Origin of the sequence: Massilibacteroides sp. (genome assembly GCF_028705895.1) — a bacterium.
In the GTDB taxonomy this organism is placed as follows: Bacteria; Bacteroidota; Bacteroidia; order Bacteroidales; family Tannerellaceae; genus Massilibacteroides.
The window spans coordinates 15,662-38,054 of record NZ_JAQWCQ010000022.1; the positions used below are offsets into that span (position 1 = coordinate 15,662).

Consider the following 22,393-nt stretch of genomic DNA (forward strand, 5'->3'; position numbering starts at 1 on the left):
AAAGAATTAGATATATGAACCTGTTTGATCGTGTAAGTGCTGACATCAAAGAAGCTATGCTGGCTAAAGATAAGATCCGTCTTCAGGCACTTCGTGGAGTAAAAAAAGAATTCCTTGAAGCAAAGACGGCAAAAGGAGGAGATGGAGAACTCAGTGATGAAGCTGCAACTAAGATACTCCAGAAGATGGTAAAGCAAAGAAAAGAGAGTGCAGAAATATACGCTTCTCAAGAACGTCCGGAATTAGCGGAAGGAGAATTAGCAGAAGCAGCTTGCATCGAAACCTACCTGCCGAAACAAATGACCGCTGAAGAGCTTGAAGTTGCTCTCAAAGAAATTATAGACAAGGTCGGGGCTTCAGGCCCGGGCGATATGGGTAAGGTAATGGGAACTGCCACAAAAGCGTTAGCAGGGAAAGCAGAAGGCCGAATGATATCGGAAACAGTAAAACGCCTATTAGCATAAATCTGTTTTTTTAATAAAGAAATAGTCCCGGCTTATCAAAGTCGGGATTTTTTTATTGAGAATAGTTTACTTTTGCAGGTATAATAATATAGATATTCAATTGATATGAATCTATCCAAGACATATGGTGGGCACCTCATGGCTATTCTAACCGTAGTAATATGGGGAACAACATTTGTTTCTACTAAAGTACTGATCAATAACAGCCTCACTCCGGTTGAGATTCTGATTTATCGTTTTACAATCGCTTATATCTGCATCTGGTTTATTTCCCCGAAAAAGGTATGGGCAGATAGCATAAAAGATGAATTTTTATTTGTTTTATCCGGTATTACGGGAGGTTCATTGTATTTTTTGGCAGAAAACACGGCTTTAGAGTTTACATTAGCCTCAAATGTCGGGTTAATCATAAGCGTTACTCCCGTAATTACGGTGCTTGTACAATATCTTGTTGACCGAAAAGAGAAACCGGGCAAACGATTTATTATAGGCTCATTAATAGCCTTGCTCGGCGTTTCCTTCGTGGTATTTAACGGTAGTTTTGTTCTGCAGCTTTCTCCTATTGGTGACTTATTGACTCTCACAGCGGCCTTAATGTGGGCATTTTATTGTCTCGTATTCCGAAAATTAGGCGACCGTTATTCTACAGTTTTTATTACCAGAAAAGTCTTTTTCTACGGAGTTCTAACCATTTTACCGATTCTTTTTTTCAAGTCTTTACCTTTTGATCTGGAAGTAATAATTCGCCCCGTGGTATTGATGAATCTATTATTTCTTGGCGTGGTTGCCTCAATGCTTTGCTATCTTATGTGGAATCTTTCCGTAAAACGAATAGGAACAATGCGAGCTGCAAATTATCTTTATATCACCCCTTTGGTCACCCTGTTAACTTCTGCTTTAATAATCAACGAACCAATTACCTGGATTGCACTTATAGGCTGCATTCTGATTCTTGCGGGTGTATATATTGCTGAACGAGGATAACTTTGTTTAATCCTCTTCTTTGATATATGTAAATAAGAACTATTTTTGTGGTTATGAGAACACTACATATACTAATACTATTATTGACGTCCCCGATTCTCGTTTTCGCTCAGATAGAAGAATCAGGAGACATTCATCCAGCCAGCGTCAGGAGAGGTGAAATTTCCGCGAAATGGATAGACCGCGCTACACTTAATGGAAAAGCAGAAAGACCGGACAGCAAAGATTTACTTTGGTATAGAAAGTCGGCTACTGTATGGGAGGAAGCTCTACCTTTAGGAAATGGCCGGCTTGGAGCAATGATCTTTGGAGGAGTGGCTGATGAACGAATCCAGATTAATGACAATACGCTATGGGATGGATTCCCCATGGAACGAAATAACCCAAAGGCTTTAACGTCACTACCGGAAATACAGCGTTTGCTTTTCGAAAATAAAAACAAAGAAGCTGTTGACCTTGCAGGAGAAACCTTAATGGGAATACCTGCAAGAATAAAGCCATATCAATCTTTGGGCGAAATATGGTTCGACACCCCAATAGTTAATGCGAATAATTATGTGCGAAGCCTTGACTTATCCACAGGTATAGTTTCTGTCACATATAGTTCGGAAAATGTTCAATATAAACGTGAATATTTTGCATCCGCAGTTGATAGTGTTATCGTTGTTCGCTTTACAGCCAATAAAAATAAAAAAATAAATCTTAATCTAACGATGCGTAGGGCACAAGATGCTGTATGTGAACCCGATCCAAACGATAAAAACAGTTTATTATTAAAAGGGCGCATCCACGCAGAAGATAAGAACGGCATAGAACGTGGTCTCCAATTTGCAGCTAAAATAAAGGCCCTTACGGAGAAAGGAACAGTTGAAGTACGCGATAGTTTCTTACAAATTAAAAATGCAAATACCCTGACTTTATACATTAGCGGTTCTACAAATTATCCGAGTTTTAAGAAATTAAAGCAAGGGGTTACGACCCTATCTGTTAATCCACAAGAAACGTGTTCTTTATTGATTGAGAAGGTTGAAAATAAATCCTACGATAAGGTAAGGAAAGACCATATTCAGGATCATCAGCAATATTACAATCGGGTCTCTTTAGACTTGGGTTCTTCTCAACAGGAAAAGGAACTGACGACTGACGAACAACTTAAACAAGCCAAAGAAAAAGGAGAGCCAAGTTTAGGTTTGATAGAAACATACTTCAAGTTCGGGCGTTATTTATTAATCGCATCCTCTCGTCCAGGAGGAATGCCTGCAAACCTTCAAGGTCTTTGGGCTTGGCAGATGACTCCTCCCTGGAGCTCGGACTATCACACAAATATAAATTTCCAAATGAATTACTGGCCTGCAGAGATAACCAACTTAAGTGAACTTCATATGCCTATGTTCGACTTAATGGATCTTTTAGCCAAAACAGGAAGAGCAACTGCTAAAAACACATACGGAGCAGACGGTTGGGTAGTTCATCACCTGACAGATGCATGGGGATTCACCACTCCTGCCGATGGACCGCAAGGGATATGGCCTGTCGGAGCAGCCTGGTTAGCGCAACATCCTTGGGAACATTATAATTTTACAGGAGATAAAGATTTCCTTTCAGAAAAAGCCTTTCCCTTGATGAAAGAAGCGGCACGATTCATTATGGACTTCTTGATTGAAGCTCCTGCCGGAACAGCTTATGCCGGTAAATTAGTTACAAACCCTTCGCACTCACCGGAAAATGCATTTTATCTACCTGACGGATCACAATCTGTCTTTACGTATGGATCAACAATGGATATAGAAATCATACATGACCTACTAACGAATTGCATAGAAGCCTGTTCAATTTTAGACACAGATCCTTCTTTCAAGAAAGAATGCATGAAAACGTTAGACCGCCTACCTCCTATTCGGATTAGCAAAAAGAGTGGTCGTGTTATGGAATGGGTAGAAGATTACGAAGAAGTTGACCCTCATCACCGCCATACATCACATTTATTTGCATTACATCCCGGGAACCAAATAACAGTACACGGCACCCCTGAATTAGCAGAAGCAGCTCGTAAAACACTAAACGCACGCGGCGATGGCGGAACTGGTTGGGGATTGGCATGGAAAATCAATATGTGGAACAGATTACACGACGGAGATCATGCCTATAAGTTACTTTCCGTTCTATTAAGCGAAAAGACATTACCAAATCTATTTGACGACCATCCCCCATTCCAGATCGACGGAAATTTCGGAGCAACTGCAGCCATTGCTGAAATGCTATTGCAAAGTCAATTAGTAAAAGAAGATGGAAATTTTGAAATCCACCTTCTACCCTCACTCCCCACAGCATTCAAAAACGGATCTGTGAAAGGACTACGAGCAAGAGGAGGTTTCGTTGTTGATTTATCCTGGCAAGACAACAAACTGACAGAAGCGAGCGTACTATCCACAAATGGAGGAATACTTCATCTTAGACTGGGAGAAAACACGGTTACATACAAAACTCATAAAGGAGAAAAGCTAAATTTATCACCAGAGCTCCGATCCTCAAAAAAAGAATAGACTGACATAAAAAACATCTTTTGTCTTCTTCGCGTTAATTTCTCTATTGATCTTCCATAGAAAACAAAACGTCATTAAAGAGGTATATAGATCGGAATGGGGTAATTTGCGAATCTTTTTTTATATGTTTGTAACTCTTTCATGTTCCTTCATTTGAAATTTCAGATGCGTTTGCTCTAAGCTATTGGTTTGAAAAAATCAAAATGTTGGCAAATCACCTATTTTTGCGTCAGATTAATATCGGTCACAAATAAGGCTTTTGGGGCTGACTTCTCTAACAAAATAACGAAACATGTGCCTGAAGAGCAGAATTCGGGAGATGTTGTTTAAATCACATTATCCGGCATGTCCGTTTTTTCAAGATTTGTAAAAAGTAAAAAATCCAAAATTACGCTACTCTTTTTTGAAGATAAAGGATATATTTCGAAAGATAACCTTTATTTTTTGGAATACAACCTTTATTTTTTTGGTGAAAAAACGGTCTTTCTTTGTCATTATGGAATATTTATTGGTTTGAAACTATATAAACGAAAGAAAAATGAGGTTAAGTGCTTTTGAAGTGCGTAAGCAAAATGGTTAAAATAGTTTCTTTTTGTCTTGTCTTCATGTGTTTCGCCAAAGACCAAATCAGATATAAAAAAATAGAGAATAAATTCAAAACAGATTCTTACTTGAAATCAGAGAATTATATTTTATCAATCGAACTATAGTAGACTTGAAATAATAAGGTCTTAATTATAATTCTCTGATTTCTTTCCTCTTATCTCCCCTCTACACCTCCAACAAATCCTCATTAATCTCCTCAATCAGAAACTCATAAACTTCGTCCCAGGTTTCGCCTTTTAAGAGGGCGTATTGGTCACGGAAGAATTTGGCATCCTCACTGTTCGGTTTGTTTGCGAGAACGTCTTTCATGTGTTGGAACATCATAAAGCCGCCAATGTCCTCAGGTGGACAGGCTCCTTTGCCGGCCAGACAGACGGCTTTGAGTGCTAATTCGGGCGAGATAGTTTCGAGGGTGATCAGGTGTTCCCAGCTGTCTCCGAAATCATAGACGTAGGTATAAGTTTGTCCTTCGGCATTGAAGATGTCTTGTAATTTGGTTTTGCCGGCATCATAATCTACCGGCCAATCATCATCCGGAATGGATATAAGTGGTTTTGAACCGAAGCCTTTGGGTGAAAACAAATATAAGTGGCAGTCTTCCCATTGGAAGACGGTCTGAATCACATCGTGGAAACGTTCAAATGTAAAATTTGAGGGTACTAATACTCGCCGCCAAACAGGAGGCTTGGTTATTCCTTTTAGTTGTATTTTAAATTGGAAAAGCATGTTTTTTTGTTTTTATATTATTAATCATACCTTTTACAAAAAAAATTAGAAGAGCTTGGAAACGAAAGTTGAGGAGCCTGGAAACAAAAGTTGAAGAGCCTGGAAACGAAAGTTGAAGAGCCTCAAAATTTCCAGAAATACTATCTAAACCCTAAGTTCAAACATAAATAATTAAAAATCAATCTGATATACTTAGCATAAAAACAGATGGGTAAATATAAATTTGCAATTACCCAATCATGCCAAATCCCATACTTCCTTTTTCTCCTAATCCTACGTCAAAGGCTAACTGCATTAGTGGTTCGTCTGCTTTAAGACGAAAGGTGTAGGTATAGCCTTTGATTTTTGTCTGGGCAGGAGTGTCTGCTTTAATGGTTATCAGGCGTGAGTTTGCTCGAGAGAGTAGATCGAAACTGAATTCGTCCGATCCCGTGTATTCATGTTTATAGTATGTTTTATATTTTTCTTTGAGATTTTTGAGGAGACAATCTCCATAAGCATAAGCCTTATCAGCTTTACCAATAACATGATAAATCCATGAAGAGAGAGGGTATAAATAATTTATAGGAAGCTTATTCCCTGATATGTTTTTTTTAACAGCTATTTTTATTTTAAATCTCATATTCCTCTTATATTAAAATAGAGTTCTTTCAAAGATAGAAGATCGCTTTTAATATATCAAGTAAATTCGCTGTTTTTTGATGTAAGGACGTGATTGTCACATCCTCATACATCAAAAAAAAATCAGTTGTATCTTTTGGCTGCTTCGTAAACATCATCTAACAGACCTTCCACAAAGAAAAATGTGGCGTTACAAAATAACGATGGGTCTTTTATGGAGGGGACTTTATTCTCTTTACCGTTATTAGCAATTACGGATTCTGCCGGATAGCTCCTATATCTTGTTCCTTTATCCGGATCGTATTGATAAGTAAGGTTTTTCACTTCTACTTTGTAATTATTATCGAAACAGGATATATACATTTTATATTTTAGTATTGTTTTATCGGTATCATTCAACAGAAGTTCAACTCTGGAGCTGACTAATATAGTTTTTCTTCCTTTATTACATGATACACTTGAGATAAAAACATCTTTCCCATATTCTTCCTTAGCCCACTCGCTTATCGCATTATATAATCCGTCCTGAGTTGCTCCTGTCATTTTTATATCATCCGTATAACAGATCTTTCCTTCTTTCTCAGGTGCACAAGCTTCTACTTTCCCTTTATTTCCTTGTGCAAAGCAAAGAACGGGGAGAAGAAAGAACAATATTGAAGTAATTCTTATTTTCATGTCCTGTTATTTTATCCACACATTTATGATTTCCCCGACAAACATCTTGTTGACTTGCTTGCCGATCCATTCTTTTCTGACTTCTTCGTTGGAGATAGACTCCTGACTTAATGGCTGTGAAACTAATTTGCGACATTCAATAATCATCCACGCTTCATTGAATGCTTTGCTTCCGGATGGGGTGGTAATTGGAGTCAGTCCTGTTTCCTTTATTTTATCTTTATCTTTCCCTGAATTATTACCACAATACAAGAGTACGTCCCGGTAAGCTTCCGTATAGAAGGAAAGAGTGTATGTCTCATACTTTTCCATCAGAGGATAGGTATATCGGGTTGGATTGATAAAACAGAACGCTGCCGGTTTACCAAACAGGTAACCCAAACCGCCCCAACTGGCCGTCATCATATTAAATTCGCTATTATTTCCGGCTGTTATCAGCATCCAGTCTTGCGACAGCATCTTGATTATATTACCGGGAATATTTTCCGCTCGTATTTGTTTGTATCCTTCAAGCGCAGCATTCACGGTTTGCGAACCCGCAGCAGCTACAACGGGAGCTGTTTCTTTCTTTTCACGAATTACAGGGACAGAGGCAACTGGCTCCACCGGTACAACGGTAACAACTCTTGCCGTAGATACGTCGGGTTTTGCAACAGCCAAACTCGTTGCCACGTTATCAAATAAGTCATTAATAAAGTCAATCGTACCTTTTCTGAACTTTCCATTAATTCTGTTTAACTTACCTTTACTCAGAGCCGCTTCATCAGTGATCCATTCTTCAGCAACATATTTCTCCGGTTCACGTTGATATGACACATTATATTCATAGCGTATTCCATTCACTTTAATACGAAGTTGGCCATCTTCACAATGCATCAGAACCCGATACGACATCAGACTTCGGTCTAAAGACAAAGCAGAACTTGTAAAAACAAGATAATCTTCACCAACAGCAGCCAGATCGCCTTTCTCAGCATCAGAAAAAACCACACGGCTATTTTCATTATTAAAACGTTCGCCAGCCCAGTCAGCAGCCAGATCAAAAACACGCTCTTTAGATTGCTGAGGCAAGCTAAAAACTTTCTCGAAAACAACCTTACCGTCAACTTCAGGTACACTACCTGTCAAATATTTAGCGTCATCCTGCGCAACGCCGGAAAAAGAGATCAAAAGAAAAAGAATAAGTATCTGCTTCATATAACATAAAAGTTTGGGGATATACCACAAACAAAGATATGTAATTCCATTTGAATAAATCAGTGTGAGGCAAATATTTAATTCAAATATATCATAAGCAAAGAAAAAAAAACTATATTTGCACCCTGTGAAAAAACGAATAATAATATAATAACATAAACAATAAAGATTCAAATGCAAAACAAAGGATTTGTAAAGGTCTTTGCTACGCTTCTTACGCTTGTTTGTTTGTTCTACCTGTCATTCTCATTTGTGACCAGGCATTACAACAGCAAAGCCGCTGAGTATGCTAATGGAGACCCCGCGAAGGAGAGCCATTATTTGGACTCGCTATCTACTCAGAAAGTTTGGCTGGGTTATACCCTTAAAGAATGCCGTGAAAAGGAAATCAGTCTTGGTCTTGACCTTAAAGGCGGGATGAATGTTGTTCTTGAGCTTAATGTTGCAGACGTTATCCGCTCATTATCGAACAATAATCAGGATGAGAATTTTAATCAGGCATTAACGTCTGCTTACCAACGTCAGGCTGCGAGTCAGAAAGGGTTCATCGATTTGTTTGTAGAAGAATATAAGAAGTTAGAACCAAACGGCCGTCTTGCTTCAATCTTCAGCACATTTGAACTAAAAGAAAAAATTACTCCTCAAAGTACAGATGCACAAGTTGTATCAGTTCTTCGTGAAGAGCTAAAGAGCGCAATTGATAATTCATTTAACGTTTTACGTACCCGTATCGACCGCTTTGGTGTTGTTTCTCCGAATATACAACGTTTGGAAACAACCGGTCGTATTTTGGTTGAACTACCAGGAGTAAAAGAACCGGAACGTGTTCGTAAACTTCTTCAGGGTAGTGCAAACCTTGAGTTTTGGGAAACCTATACTTTACCTGAGATTTATCAGAACTTAGTTGCAGTAGACAATCTATTAGCTTCAACACTGAAAAATTCATCAGACGAGGCCGCAAAAGATTCAACAGCGACTACAGAAGAAACATCGGCAACAGACGCAAAAGATGTTGCAGATACAGCCATTACAGACACAGCAAACACAAACGAAGCAGATTCTCTGCTGGCAGAGATTTCTGGTGCGCAAGAAGATGAAAAAGGTCAGTCTTTTGAGGAATTCTCAAAAGAGCATCCGCTTTTTGCAAGACTTCAGATCAATCAGTATAACGGTCAGTTATCTCCGGGAACGGTGGTTGGTTATGCTCATGTAAGTGATATGGCCATCATCAATGAATATCTCGAGATGAAACAAGTTAAAGACTTGCTTCCACGCAATCTTTCTCTGAAGTGGGGAGTTAAAGCGGTGGACGAGAAAGAGACTTTGTATGAATTATATGCCATAAAATCAACCAACCGTGACGGCACTCCTGCTCTTGGAGGTGATGTAGTAACGGATGCGAATGCAGACTTTGTACAACAAGCGGGACGCTCAGAGCAACAGGTGAGTATGAGCATGAATGCGGAAGGAGCAAAAGCATGGGCTAAATTGACAAAAGAAAATATCGGCAAGTCTGTTGCGATTATCCTTGACGGCATGGTTTACTCTGCTCCGGTTGTAAATCAAGAAATTACCGGAGGACGTTCACAGATCAGCGGACACTTTACTCCGGAGGAAGCGAAAGACCTTGCTAACGTACTTAAGTCAGGTAAGATGGCAGCGTCTATTCATATTGTACAAGAAGATGTTGTTGGTCCTTCTCTGGGACAAGAAGCAATTAGTTCGGGAGTTCTTTCTTTTGTTTTAGCCTTGATCGTACTATTCTTGTATATGTGCGTGTATTATGGTTTGATTCCTGGTTTGATTGCAAATGCAGCATTATTAATTAACGTATTCTTCACAATGGGTGTACTTGCCTCGTTCCAGGCAGTTTTAACCTTGCCGGGTATTGCGGGTATGGTGTTAACATTGGCGATGGCTGTGGATGCAAATGTGTTGATATACGAACGCACAAAAGAAGAACTTCGTGCCGGAAAATCGTTAGGAAAGGCAATTCAGGACGGTTACCAGAATGCTTTTTCTGCAATTTTTGATGCCAATGTTACGTCTATTCTTACAGGGTTTGTTTTGTTCTACTTCGGAACAGGTCCGATTCGTGGATTTGCCACAACAATGATTATCGGTTTGTTTGCATCATTCTTAACTGCAGTATTCTTGACTCGTATTGTTTATGAGGCATTAATTGCGAAAGACAAACTTAAGAATATTACATTTACGACCTCTTTAACAAAGAACCTTCTGGCCAACGTAAACTTCAACTTCTTAGGAAAGAGAAAAGTAGGTTACCTGATACCGGTAGTTCTTATTGTATTAGGAGCGATTTCGATGATGACAATCGGGCTGAACAACGGTATTGACTTCACAGGTGGACGTAACTATATTGTACGTTTTGATCAGGAAGTAACAACAGATAATGTTCGTGATTTATTAAATGAAAATTTGGATGGTGCAGTAAATGTTATTACGATCGGAACCTCAAATCAGGTTCGTATCTCTACTAACTATAAGATTGCAGATAGTGATCCCGCAGTTGATCAGGAAATTGAAAACAAACTTTATACGGGATTAAGCAACTTATTACCGGCAGGGACAACATTAGACCAATTCAAAGAAACGTATATACAGAGTTCACAGAAGGTAGGTCCGAGCATGGCAGACGATATCAAGAATAGTGCTATTATTGCCGTTGTATTCTCAATGGTCTGCATGGCATTGTATATTTTACTCCGGTTCCGTGATTTCGCATTCTCCGTAGGGGTATTTGTTTCTGTTCTGATGGTAACGTTGTGTATTATCTCACTATATACATTATTATGGAAGATCTTGCCTTTCTCTATGGAAGTAGATCAGACATTTATTGCGGCTATTCTTACCATTATCGGCTATTCGATCAATGATACGGTGGTTGTATTCGACCGTATTCGTGAGACAACAGCAATCTATCCTAAACGAGATCGTTTCCAGGTGATCAATCACGCATTGAACTCAACATTAGGACGTACATTAAGTACTTCTCTTTCTACATTCCTTGTTGTGTTGTGTATCTTCACGCTTGGTGGTAGTACAATTCGTAGTTTCACGTTTGCAATCTTAGTTGGGGTAGTTTTAGGAACTTATTCAACCTTATTTGTTGCTGCGCCTATAGCTTACGAAATCCAAAAGAAGAAACTGAATAAAAAAGGTATTGTTTTGGAAGAAGGAGAAATAAAATAAAGAAAGCACAAAAACAATCTTCATAAAAAGAAGCCCCCTGTATAATCGAAATGATTACAGGGGGCTATTCTTTTTAATTAAATTATTTTGTTGCCTATTAACAACGAGGCTTTAACTGTTTGAAGAAGTCGTTACCTTTATTATCAACGAGGATAAATGCGGGGAAATCCTCTACTTCAATTTTCCAGATAGCTTCCATACCTAATTCCGGATATTCGAGACATTCAACTTTTTTGATACTGTCCTGAGCCAAAATTGCAGCCGGACCACCAATACTTCCTAAATAGAAGCCTCCATGTTTCTTACAGGCATCGGTTACCTGCTGACTCCGGTTTCCTTTAGCAATCATGATTAAGCTGCCTCCGTTTTCCTGGAAAAGATCAACGTAAGAGTCCATACGCCCCGCCGTAGTCGGACCAAAAGAACCGGAAGCCATACCGGTAGGAGTTTTAGCCGGACCCGCATAATAGATCGGATGATCTTTTACGTATTGAGGAAGTCCTTCGCCTGAATCAAGACGTTCTTTTAATTTTGCATGAGCGATATCACGTCCAACGATAATTGTTCCCGACAAAGACAAACGAGTTGACACCGGGTATTTATCTAACGCCTTTAATATATCAGCCATAGGTTGGTTCAAATTGACCTTAATCGCATCTCCCTCTCCTGCCTGACGCAATTCCTGAGGAATTAATCGTCCCGGATTAGTTTCTAATTTCTCAATCCATACACCCTCTTTATTAATCTTGGCTTTAATATTACGGTCAGCAGAACAAGAAACACCCATTCCTACAGGACAAGAAGCGCCATGTCGGGGAAGACGGATGATACGCACATCATGCGCAAAATATTTACCACCGAACTGCGCGCCAAGGCCAATTTTATGTGCTTCTTCCAGAACCTGTTTTTCCAGTTCAATATCCCGGAAGGCCTGACCACCTTCATTACCTTGCGTTGGCAATGTGTCATAGTAATGAGCAGAAGCTAATTTTACAGTTTTAAGATTAGTCTCTGCAGAGGTACCACCAATTACAAAAGCAATATGATACGGGGGACAAGCCGCAGTTCCTAACGACTTCATCTTCTCAACAAGAAACGGAACCAACGTGGTTGGGTTTAATAGCGCTTTCGTTTCCTGATACAAATAAGTCTTATTGGCAGATCCTCCACCCTTTGCAACACAAAGGAACTTATATTCATCTCCTTTAGTAGCGTACAAGTCGATCTGTGCCGGAAGATTACATCCGGTATTGATCTCTTTATACATATCTAGAGGTACATTCTGTGAATAACGTAGATTTTCTTCCGTATAAGTCTTGTACACTCCTTTCGATAAGGCCTCTTCATCGCAGCCATCAGTCCAAACCTGTTGTCCTTTTTTTCCGACAATAATAGCCGTACCGGTATCCTGGCAAAAAGGAAGTTTTCCTTTAGCAGAAACTTCCGCATTACGCAAGAAAGTAAGCGCTACGAATTTATCATTATCACTCGCTTCCGGATCAGCTAATATCTTAGCAACTTGTGCCTGGTGATCAGGACGCAAGAAAAAAGAAACATCATGAAATGCAGCATTCGCCAGTTTAGTTAAAGCTTCGGATTCAACTTTAAGAATTGTTTTACCTTCGAATTCTACTGTTGATACATAATCCTTCGTGAGCAAATAATACTCTGTCTTATCAGGCCCCATTGGAAACGGTTCCTGATAATTAAATGGAGGTGTTGCCATAATCGCTATATCTTATTTTAGTTAATAATGCCTCGCATAACTATTAGTACGAACAAAATTACTGATAATTTTGCATAAAGCATAAATAAGACAAGTAGATGTGATTCTATCGAAAAAGAAAATCCTATTTTTGCATTCATGGACATGAAACAAAATGTGTTAAAACTAACGTTAATCCTATTTCTTCTCGCCCCATTTGTGACAGAAGCACAGATAAGCCATGGAGGAAGGCCACTATCTTACACGATGCTTCGTTCAACATTTCAGAATATTTTTCAGGAAATGCCTTCTTTTGATATCGATGCGGAAATACAACTCGACTCTCTGATGCAAAATGATCTGCGTGGAGGATATCGGTTTGCATATAAATTTATGACAGATTATACTCCGGAAAATTCAGGTCAGTCATTTTTTTTAGCTGATGGAACAAGGGTTTGGCGTCTTGGAATCCGTTCAAAGGGGGCATACTCTATAAATCTATTATTCACAGAATTTGAAATACCGAAGGGAGCAAAATTATTTTTGTATTCGCCGGACCAAAGTCAGGTGTTAGGTTCCTTTACATATTTAAACAATTCAGAATTAAACTTGCTTCCTGTTGCACCCGTATATGGAGATGAAGTAATCATTGAGTACCAGGAACCTGTTGACGTTGATTTCGCCGGCCGGTTAAAAGTTGGAGAAGTAAACCATGCCTATCGAGACTTACGGGGAAGTGAACCTGCGGGTGTTTTCTCCCAGTATGACTGTATGCCTTCTCCTGTTTGCGCAAGCGACACCACTGATAAATACGATGAAATCGTGAGAAGCGTTGTTTTGTTAATTATAAACGGGGACGTTTTATGCTCCGGAGTTATGATTAATAACTCCAGAAATGATGGTACGCCTTATATTTTAACAGCATCACATTGTCTTAACAAGCAATTTACCATGGTGAACCCAGACTATATAAAAATGGCCAATACTGTAGTCAGCTTCTTCAATTACGAAAGTCCGTTTTGCAGTAAGGTTTTACGCGGCACAGAAGAATTATCCATGGCTTCTACTCATTTAAGGGCTATAAATGAGAAAACTGACATGGCGCTATTGGAACTATTAGAAAAACCGCCCGTATATTATCGTCCATATTATGCAGGCTGGAACATTAACGAGACGACTTCTCCTCCATACACTAACATCCATCACCCGGGTGGTGGAGTAAAATGCTTGGGAATATGCACCAAGGATATCAATTTAAAATCGTATTCAGGTCATGGATTTAACCCAAACTCTCATTGGAATGTATTAGAGTGGGAAACGGGAAGTACGGCAGGCGGCTCATCAGGCTCTCCTTTATTTGACTCAAAAAATCATATTATTGGTGCATTGACAGGAGGAAACTCGAGTTGTAGTAGTCCAAAAGACGACCTGTTCTTTGCCTTACACAAAACCTGGTTAGTAGGGGATGTTGACAGCCTTAATCTGAAGCCATGGTTAAGCCCGAACGGCAATCAGTTGATATGCGAAGGGCTCGATCCTTATGAAACAAATAAAGCAATTGAACTAAGTAATCTGCAAGCCAGTGGAAACCGGGAATTATCCGAAATAGCCTATCTGCCTGTCCCCATGACAGGTCAGCAATTCGGAGTAAATTCACTAAACACAACCGAATATGCAGAATCTTTCACTATTCCCGGGACAGCGACTCTTTGGGGAGCATACTTTGTTACCCCTGAAATTTCAAATAATACCAGCCTGAGTGTAGAAGTTAAAGTATATAGCAGCACAACTCTTAACGAACCGGCAGACCCATTATTCAGTACCACTTTTTCACCAACCTACACGAACAAACAAATATTGAACGAGGATTTTCAGGAAACAGTCAAACCCCTAAATAGAGCGCAAGAAAGCTTTATTAAGTTTGAACCTGCCGTTTCTGTTTCCGACAAATTCTTTATCAGCTATAAGATAACCGCTTCAGAAAAGGATTCATTTACAGTTTATACGCTTCCATCAGGTAGCACGCAGCAGAATACAGCCTGGCTAAAGTATCAGGATAAGTGGATAGAAAACACGGAACACCCGGTTAAGCCGTACAGCACATCCTTATTTATCACTCCTGTTGTACAAATGAAAACGGGAGAAACAAGCAATCAAAAAACGGAACTAACAAATATCCGGCTATCTGTTGATCGAAATCAGAAAAGGATACGCATTATAATTCCGGGAAACATTAATGAGACAAGATATGATATTTTTTCAATAGATGGGAAAGTCATACAAAACGGAAAAATATCAGACACGACAGAATATTTTTATTTAAAAAATCACGGGTGTTATATTATTCGCTTAAAACAGAGGAATAAATTATATACATCAAAGTTTGTTTTATGACGTCTGTTATTCTGGAAATGCGTCAAGAGGACGCAATAAATAAGGGTTTTTCTTGTATTTAGACCTTATAAATCTTAAATTGCATTAATGTTATTTTTTTTACTCTATCTTCTTTATTACTATCGAAAAAATATATAGTTTTGCATATATTGGTACGGATAATGAATGAATGTGAATCAAATAAATAAATAACTTTTAAAAACTTACATCAGATTATGAACAAAAAGTATCTATTGCCATTCTTAGTATTGGCTGCGATCGTAACTTTTTCTTCTTGTTCAAACAAGTTGAAACCGTTAGCGCAAGAGTACATCAAAGCTGAACCGCAGCCGCTTGAGGCTATCGGTGGTCAGGTACCCGTTACAATTAACGCTACTTTCCCTGCAAAATGGTTTAACAAAAAAGCCGTTGTAACTGTAACTCCGGTTCTACGTTATGCCGGTGGAGAAGCGTGGGGAACTGCTTATACTTTCCAGGGAGAGAAAGTTGCAGGAAACAATCAGGTTATTCCTCAAAAAGAAGGTGCAAACGTAACAATGAAATCTTCTTTCACTTACAAACCTGAAATGAAAAAGTCTGAATTATATCTGACATTCGATGCTAAGATTAAAAACAAGACAATAAAGCTTCCCGATGTAAAAATTGGTGACGGTGTAGTTGCTACTTCTGCATTAGCGAATGCTGCGACTGCGACTCCTGCTGTTGGTGCAGATAAATTCCAACGCATCATTAAGGAAGCTCATAGCGCAAACATCATGTTCCTTATTCAACAAGCTGAACTTCGCTCAAAAGAACTTTCAAAACAAGAACTTAGCGACTGGAAAGACCTTGTTAAAAACGCAGACGAAGCTCCTAACCAAAATGTTGCAATCGAAATTTCTGCTTATGCATCTCCTGACGGTGGTGTGAAATTGAATACAGGCTTGGCTGAAAAACGTGAAAGCAACACTTCAAAATTCCTGAATAAAGAATTAAAGAAACAAAAAGTAGATGTTCCGGTTGATGCTCGTTATACTGCTCAGGACTGGGAAGGCTTCCAGGAATTAGTTTCTAAATCAAACATTCAGGACAAAGACCTTGTTCTTCGTGTTCTTTCAATGTATAAAGATCCAGAACAACGCGAACAAGAAATCAAAAATATTTCGGCTGTATTCAGCACATTAGCTGACGAAATTCTTCCTCAGTTACGTCGTTCTCGTTTAACAGCAAACATTGAAATTATCGGCAAATCCGACGATGAAATCAGTGCATTAGCAAAAAGCAACCCAAGAGAACTGAATGTTGAAGAAATTCTTTACGCTGCTACATTGACGAATAATGACGGTGAAAAAGAAGCGATCTACAAAAAAGCAAGCGAATTGTACGGAAATGACTATCGTACATGGAATAACATCGGTATGCAACGCTTCAAAGCCGGAGATTTAGCTAAAGCAGAAGAAATGTTTAACAAAGCAAACTCTGTAAAAGCTAATGCCGAATCAAACATGAACTTAGGTTTGATCGCTTTGACAAAAGGAGACAAAACTAAAGCTCAACAATTATTAGGAAATGCTTCAGGTGTTAATGAGTTAAGTGAAGCTTTAGGTGTTCTTTATCTTGAACAAGGAGAATATGCAAAAGCAGTTAACTCTTTCGGTTCTACAAAGAGCAACAATGCCGCTTTAGCACAGATCTTAGTTAAGGATTACAGCAAGGCACAACAAACGTTAAGCGCAATCGCTACCCCCGATGCTACTACTGATTATTTGAAAGCAGTTGTTGCAGCGCGCACAAACAACTCAAGCAATGTAATCAGCAGCCTTAAGGCCGCTTTGGCAAAAGATCGCTCTTTAGCTAAAGAAGCAGCAACTGATTTGGAATTTGCTAAGTATGTAACTAACGCTGATTTCTCAAGCTTAGTTAAATAAGAGATTAAATAATTTTATTTGAAAAAGATTGTGATCGTTCATTCGAATCACAATCTTTTTCTTTTTTGAGCAATGCCACTATTTCTACGCCTTTATGCATTGGCGAAATATTTCTTTAATCATTTGTTTGATCCATGTATTTGCTCTACCTTTGCCGCAAATCACGAGTGCAAAAGCGAAATTCTAAACACAATTAAATAACTTAAATTCTTATCTTATGTGGTTACTTAATTCTTCTATTGGGAAGAAACTGATAATGAGCATATCAGGTGTCTTCCTTATTTTGTTTCTTACGTTCCACTTATGCATGAATATTGCGGCTGTTTTCTCGGAAAGTGCCTACAATATGATTTGTGCATTTCTTGGATCCAATTGGTACGCAGTAGCAGGCACCTTGGTGTTGGCAGCCGGCTTTGTAATCCATATTGTTTATGCGATTATTCTTACTTTGGAGAATCGTAAGGCACGCGGAAATGACCGCTATGCGGTTAATGTACGTCCGAAAAACGTAGAATGGTCATCTCAGAACATGCTTGTATTGGGATTTATTGTTCTTGGTTTTCTGGTATTGCACTTTGCTCAGTTCTGGTATAAAATGATGTTTGCAGAATTGATGGGACATCATGAAGTAGAATTGGGAGGACAAATGGTTGGTACGACAGAAGGTGCTACTTTTATCAAGTATTACTTCAGTCAGATTTGGATCGTCATCGCGTATTTGGCTTGGTACGTAGCTTTGTGGTTCCACTTAACTCACGGATTCTGGAGTGCACTTCAAACAATTGGTTGGAACAATACCGTTTGGTTTAACCGTTGGAAAGTGGTATCAGATGTTTTTGCTACAGTTATTTGCTTAGGTTTCGCGTTCGTAACTATTGCATTCTATCTGAAAAGCCTTTGCGGAGGAGCTTGTTGTTAATTCAGGTGTAATCAATCATTGAAAATTTATTATTATGACTAAGATAGATTCAAAAATTCCTCAAGGGCCATTGGCCGAAAAGTGGACTAATTATAAAGCTCATCAGAAATTAGTAAATCCGGCAAATAAGCGTCGTTTAGATGTTATTGTGGTTGGAACAGGACTTGCCGGTGCTTCTGCAGCAGCTTCTCTTGCTGAAATGGGATTTAATGTTCTGAACTTCTGTATTCAGGATTCTCCTCGCCGCGCGCACTCTATCGCTGCGCAGGGAGGTATCAATGCTGCTAAGAACTATCAAAATGACGGCGACTCTGTTTATCGTCTATTCTACGATACAATTAAAGGAGGTGACTATCGTGCCCGTGAAGCCAACGTGTACCGCCTTGCTGAAGTTTCAAATTCGATTATTGACCAATGCGTTGCACAAGGTGTTCCTTTTGCTCGTGAATACGGAGGTTTACTTGACAACCGCTCATTCGGTGGCGCTCAGGTATCGCGTACTTTCTATGCACGTGGTCAAACCGGACAACAGTTGTTGCTGGGTGCATACTCTGCTTTAAGCCGTCAGATTGGTTTAGGTAAAGTAAAGATGTACACTCGTCATGAAATGCTTGATGTAGTTGTTGTTGACGGTCGTGCTCGCGGTATTATCGCCCGTAACCTGATAACAGGAAAGATCGAACGTTTCTCGGCACACGCAGTTGTTGTAGGAACAGGAGGATACGCCAATACATTCTTCCTTTCTACAAATGCTATGGCATCTAACGGTTCTGCTGCATGGCAATGCTACAAAAAGGGAGCTTATTTCTCCAACCCTTGTATGTGTCAGATCCACCCGACCTGTATCCCTGTTCACGGAGAATTCCAGTCTAAACTAACATTGATGTCCGAATCTCTTCGTAACGACGGACGTATCTGGGTTCCGAAAAAGAAAGAAGATGCTGAAGCCATTCGTGCAGGAAAGTTGAAACCAACACAAATAAAAGAAGAAGATCGTGACTACTATCTGGAACGTCGTTATCCGGCATTCGGTAACCTTGTTCCCCGTGACGTAGCATCTCGTGCAGCCAAAGAACGTTGCGATGCAGGTTTTGGTGTAGGTAACACCGGTCTTGCTGTTTATCTTGATTTTGCTGATGCAATCAATCGTCTTGGCAAAAACGTAGTAGAACAACGCTATGGTAACCTCTTCCAGATGTATGAAAAGATCGTAAATGACAATCCGTATGAAACTCCGATGATGATTTTCCCTGCGTTACATTACACAATGGGTGGTCTTTGGGTTGACTATGAATTAATGACTTCTGTTCCTGGCTTGTTCGCTATCGGTGAGGCAAACTTCTCCGATCACGGTGCTAACCGTTTAGGTGCATCCGCATTGATGCAGGGATTAGCAGATGGTTATTTCGTATTGCCATATACTATTCAGAATTATCTGGCAGATCAAATTCAGGTTCCACGTTTCAGTACAGATCTTCCTGAGTTTAAAGAAGCAGAAAAACATATCAATGATCGTATCAACCGCCTTATGGGAATTAAAGGTAAACGTTCAGTTGATAGTATCCATAAAGAGTTAGGCCACATTATGTGGGATTTTGTAGGTATGGGACGTGACGAAGCCGGATTGAAATCGGCTATCGAAAAATTGAGAGCTCTGAAAAAAGAGTTCTGGAGCAATGTTCGCATTCCGGGCGCTGCCGGCGACTTGAACGTAGAACTTGAAAAGGCGTTACGTTTGGCAGACTTTATCGAACTGGGCGAATTAATTGCACATGACGCTCTTGATCGTGAAGAGTCTTGCGGTGGACACTTCCGCATCGAACACCAGACAGAAGAAGGAGAAGCCCTTCGTCACGACGATAAGTTCGCTTATGTATCTTGCTGGCAATATCAAGGCGAGGACAAAGATCCTGTTATGCTGAAAGAGCAGCTTGATTATGAGTTCATAGTACGTCAACAACGTAATTATAAGAACTAACAAAGTACCAACTCTAAAAAATTAACGACAATGGATAAAAATATAAATATCACACTGAAAGTCTGGCGTCAGAAAGGTCCGAGAGAAAAAGGTGCTTTCGAGACTTATAAATTGACGGACGTTTCCCAAGGGAGTTCATTCCTGGAAATGCTTGACATACTTAACGAACAGTTGATTAATGATGGGAAAGAACCTGTAGTGTTCGACCATGACTGCCGTGAAGGCATTTGCGGTATGTGTTCACTTTACATCAACGGACATCCTCACGGGCCTGACACAAGTGTAACTACTTGTCAGCTTCACATGCGTCGTTTCAACGACGGAGATACGATTACAATCGAGCCTTGGCGTTCTGCCGGCTTCCCTGTAATTCGTGACTTGATGGTAGATCGTACAGCCTACGATAAGATCATTCAGGCAGGAGGTTTTGTTTCTGTAAACACAGGCGGTATCCCTGACGCAAATGCTATTCCAATTCCTAAGAAAGATGCTGATTTAGCAATGGATGCTGCGGCTTGTATCGGTTGTGGTGCTTGTGCAGCAGCATGTAAGAATGGCTCCGCTATGCTGTTCGTTTCAGCAAAAGTTAGCCAGTTAGCACTTCTTCCGCAAGGAAAAGTAGAAGCTGCCCGCCGCGCAAAAGCTATGGTAGCAAAAATGGACGAATTAGGCTTCGGTAACTGCACCAACACACGCGCCTGCGAAATGGAATGTCCGAAAGATATTTCCGTAAGTAATATCGCACGTCTGAACCGTGAATTCATCTGGGCAAAATTGAAAGACTGATCATAAGATCATCCAGATAAACAAAAGGTGTCGCTGAGCAATCGGGATGCCTTTTGTTGTTTTACACGGCAGTGTTAACAAAACAAAATAGCGAGATTTGGTCAAAATCTCGCTATTTTGTTTTGTTAACATCCTTTTCGTCTGATGAAGAGATAAGAGAAAGGAATTCTTTAGACCTTAAGTAATGTTTTTGTTTTTTATTGACTTGTTTTTCTTCCAAGAAACCTCCCTCCACTAATCTCGCCAAATCTGTCCGTGCCGTATAGTCAGAAATCGAAAATCTATTTTTTAGTTCTTTTATAGTGAGTACTAATTCTGCGTTATCATACAATTTTTTTAATAAATAAGCCTGTCTTTCATTTATGTTCGGGAGTCGTATAAAACGAGCAATTTGTTTAACTTCCATTGTCTTTTTTTGGATATACGCCTTCAAAGCATTAAATGCTTTTTCCATTGCTTTCAGATTATATACGATAAAATAATTTAAGTCATTTTCATCATTCTCGGTATATAGATAGGCCTTTTCATATTGACTTTTGTTATGCTGAATAATTCTTGAAATTGATAAATACTCGGTTAGCCAATACCCCTTCTTAGATAAATACCAATAAAACAGTGAACGGGCAGTTCTTCCATTCCCATCACTAAAAGGATGTATCCATGCTATCATGAAATGTATTATAATACCTTTTATTATAGGATGAATGAATGTTTTATCCTCATTAAAGAAAGCGCAGATACTCTCAATTAATTCTGGGATTTCCTTATAGTTAGGAGGCGTATGTACGGCTTCACTTGTTGACGTATTAACCACTAAAATATCGTCGTTTTTGCGAAAAGCACCTTCTTCTTCGGCTGTATCTAAGGTGTCTTTTGTGATTGAACTATGAATGTAGAGTAATTTTTCAGGTGTTAAGTCCTCTTCTTTATGCTGCGTAATATATTGCATTGTATGATAGTTGTTGACGATCATACGCTCAGACTTGTCTCTTGGCTTCTCCTCCTTTCTTAATATGTCTTTTGCTTTTTTTCGTGTTGTACTTGCTCCTTCCATCTTGCTGCTGGAGATCGCTTCTTCCATAATAGAATTCACAATATATCTGTTTTTTTCCTGTTCAGGAATGAAGTCATTGCTTCCCAAATATCCTCCAATATTCATATCAAAGGAATGGAGCATCTCCAGAATATATTCTGTTGAATAAAACTTGAAATTGTATTTATCAAACTGCAGATCAGAATAATTAATTTGTCTGCTAAGCTTAATTAGTGCCCACAAATCAATTGGTGAAAAATCTGATTGTTTATATTTTACTTTATCCCAATATAAATATTCCCGGTTAATATCTTTGATTAACTCTACATTTTCCGCTTTCATTAAAGCAAGAAATGCGTTTTCAATATTTTTTTCTGTTAACTTTGGTACTTGTTCCATTTTTTATTACATTGATATCGAAACAAATATAAGACAAAATAGCGAGATTTAGCCAAAATCTCGCTATTTTGTCTTATTAACAACTCCAAGTCAGCATGTTTCTTTAGCTTTTATTAAACGTCCAAAAACACTTATTAGCACTTTAACTATTGCTACTATTCAAAGAATATATACTTTTGTGTAGTGGTTTTTTCATAATAGTATTAGATTTAAGGTTAACAAAGTTGTTTAGAGGTTGTCGTG

General features: G+C 39.1%; 15 protein-coding genes. 9 read left to right on the forward strand and 6 right to left on the reverse strand.

Features of this window, described 5'->3' with window-relative positions:
* The first annotated feature begins 14 nt into the window (after nucleotides 1–14).
* The 3 genes from PHT93_RS07310 (at nucleotide 15) to PHT93_RS07320 (ending at nucleotide 3,991) form a co-directional block, all read left to right on the forward strand.
* Entirely contained in the window at nucleotides 15–464 is a 450-nt protein-coding gene (locus PHT93_RS07310) for a GatB/YqeY domain-containing protein (protein WP_300241253.1), read from the forward strand.
* Between the two features lie 105 nt (nucleotides 465–569).
* Nucleotides 570–1,448, forward strand: coding sequence for a DMT family transporter (locus PHT93_RS07315; RefSeq protein ID WP_300241254.1), 879 nt, complete (start codon nucleotides 570–572; stop codon nucleotides 1,446–1,448).
* Between the two features lie 53 nt (nucleotides 1,449–1,501).
* Nucleotides 1,502–3,991 carry a glycoside hydrolase family 95 protein gene (locus PHT93_RS07320; RefSeq protein ID WP_300241257.1) on the forward strand — a complete coding sequence of 830 codons (2,490 nt, stop codon included), beginning with the start codon at nucleotides 1,502–1,504 and terminating at the stop codon, nucleotides 3,989–3,991.
* A gap of 771 nt (nucleotides 3,992–4,762) precedes the next feature.
* On the opposite strand, the gene PHT93_RS07325 is transcribed toward PHT93_RS07320, so the two are convergent.
* The 4 genes from PHT93_RS07325 to PHT93_RS07340 all read right to left on the reverse strand — a co-directional run bounded on the left by PHT93_RS07325 (nucleotide 4,763) and on the right by PHT93_RS07340 (nucleotide 7,816).
* A complete protein-coding gene (locus PHT93_RS07325) occupies nucleotides 4,763–5,323 on the reverse strand; it encodes a plasmid pRiA4b ORF-3 family protein (protein ID WP_300241260.1) in 561 nt (186 codons plus the stop codon).
* Between the two features lie 229 nt (nucleotides 5,324–5,552).
* Entirely contained in the window at nucleotides 5,553–5,945 is a 393-nt protein-coding gene (locus PHT93_RS07330; protein WP_300241264.1) for a CRISPR-associated endoribonuclease Cas6, read from the reverse strand.
* A gap of 122 nt (nucleotides 5,946–6,067) precedes the next feature.
* The gene (locus tag PHT93_RS07335; RefSeq protein WP_300241267.1) at nucleotides 6,068–6,619 is read right to left on the reverse strand and encodes a DUF4468 domain-containing protein; all 552 of its coding nucleotides are present in this window, start codon (nucleotides 6,617–6,619) and stop codon (nucleotides 6,068–6,070) included.
* Nucleotides 6,620–6,625: 6 nt separating this feature from the next.
* Nucleotides 6,626–7,816 carry a DUF4468 domain-containing protein gene (locus tag PHT93_RS07340; RefSeq protein ID WP_300241269.1) on the reverse strand — a complete coding sequence of 397 codons (1,191 nt, stop codon included), beginning with the start codon at nucleotides 7,814–7,816 and terminating at the stop codon, nucleotides 6,626–6,628.
* 174 nt (nucleotides 7,817–7,990) lie between these two features.
* On the opposite strand from PHT93_RS07340, the gene secDF reads away from it, so the two are divergent.
* Nucleotides 7,991–11,029, forward strand: a complete 3,039-nt coding sequence (gene secDF / locus PHT93_RS07345; protein ID WP_300241272.1) for a protein translocase subunit SecDF — start codon at nucleotides 7,991–7,993, stop codon at nucleotides 11,027–11,029.
* Nucleotides 11,030–11,126: 97 nt separating this feature from the next.
* Here the strand turns inward: secDF and PHT93_RS07350 are convergent, their stop codons facing one another.
* A complete protein-coding gene (locus PHT93_RS07350) occupies nucleotides 11,127–12,755 on the reverse strand; it encodes a fumarate hydratase (protein ID WP_300241274.1) in 1,629 nt (542 codons plus the stop codon).
* A 138-nt stretch (nucleotides 12,756–12,893) separates the two neighbouring features.
* Between PHT93_RS07350 and PHT93_RS07355 the strand changes: the two genes are divergently transcribed.
* From PHT93_RS07355 to PHT93_RS07375, 5 genes are all read left to right on the forward strand, one after another.
* The gene (locus PHT93_RS07355) at nucleotides 12,894–15,128 is read left to right on the forward strand and encodes a T9SS type A sorting domain-containing protein (protein WP_300241276.1); all 2,235 of its coding nucleotides are present in this window, start codon (nucleotides 12,894–12,896) and stop codon (nucleotides 15,126–15,128) included.
* A 215-nt stretch (nucleotides 15,129–15,343) separates the two neighbouring features.
* Nucleotides 15,344–17,035: a hypothetical protein gene (locus PHT93_RS07360; protein WP_300241278.1), complete on the forward strand. Its 1,692-nt coding sequence runs from the start codon at nucleotides 15,344–15,346 to the stop codon at nucleotides 17,033–17,035.
* A gap of 217 nt (nucleotides 17,036–17,252) precedes the next feature.
* A complete protein-coding gene (locus PHT93_RS07365) occupies nucleotides 17,253–17,954 on the forward strand; it encodes a succinate dehydrogenase cytochrome b subunit (RefSeq protein ID WP_300241281.1) in 702 nt (233 codons plus the stop codon).
* A 34-nt stretch (nucleotides 17,955–17,988) separates the two neighbouring features.
* Nucleotides 17,989–19,932, forward strand: a complete 1,944-nt coding sequence (locus PHT93_RS07370) for a fumarate reductase/succinate dehydrogenase flavoprotein subunit (RefSeq protein WP_300241283.1) — start codon at nucleotides 17,989–17,991, stop codon at nucleotides 19,930–19,932.
* Nucleotides 19,933–19,962: 30 nt separating this feature from the next.
* Nucleotides 19,963–20,718, forward strand: a complete 756-nt coding sequence (locus PHT93_RS07375) for a succinate dehydrogenase/fumarate reductase iron-sulfur subunit (protein ID WP_300241286.1) — start codon at nucleotides 19,963–19,965, stop codon at nucleotides 20,716–20,718.
* Nucleotides 20,719–20,830: 112 nt separating this feature from the next.
* On the opposite strand, the gene PHT93_RS07380 is transcribed toward PHT93_RS07375, so the two are convergent.
* The gene (locus PHT93_RS07380) at nucleotides 20,831–22,150 is read right to left on the reverse strand and encodes a Fic family protein (protein WP_300241288.1); all 1,320 of its coding nucleotides are present in this window, start codon (nucleotides 22,148–22,150) and stop codon (nucleotides 20,831–20,833) included.
* Between the last annotated feature and the right edge of the window lie 243 nt (nucleotides 22,151–22,393).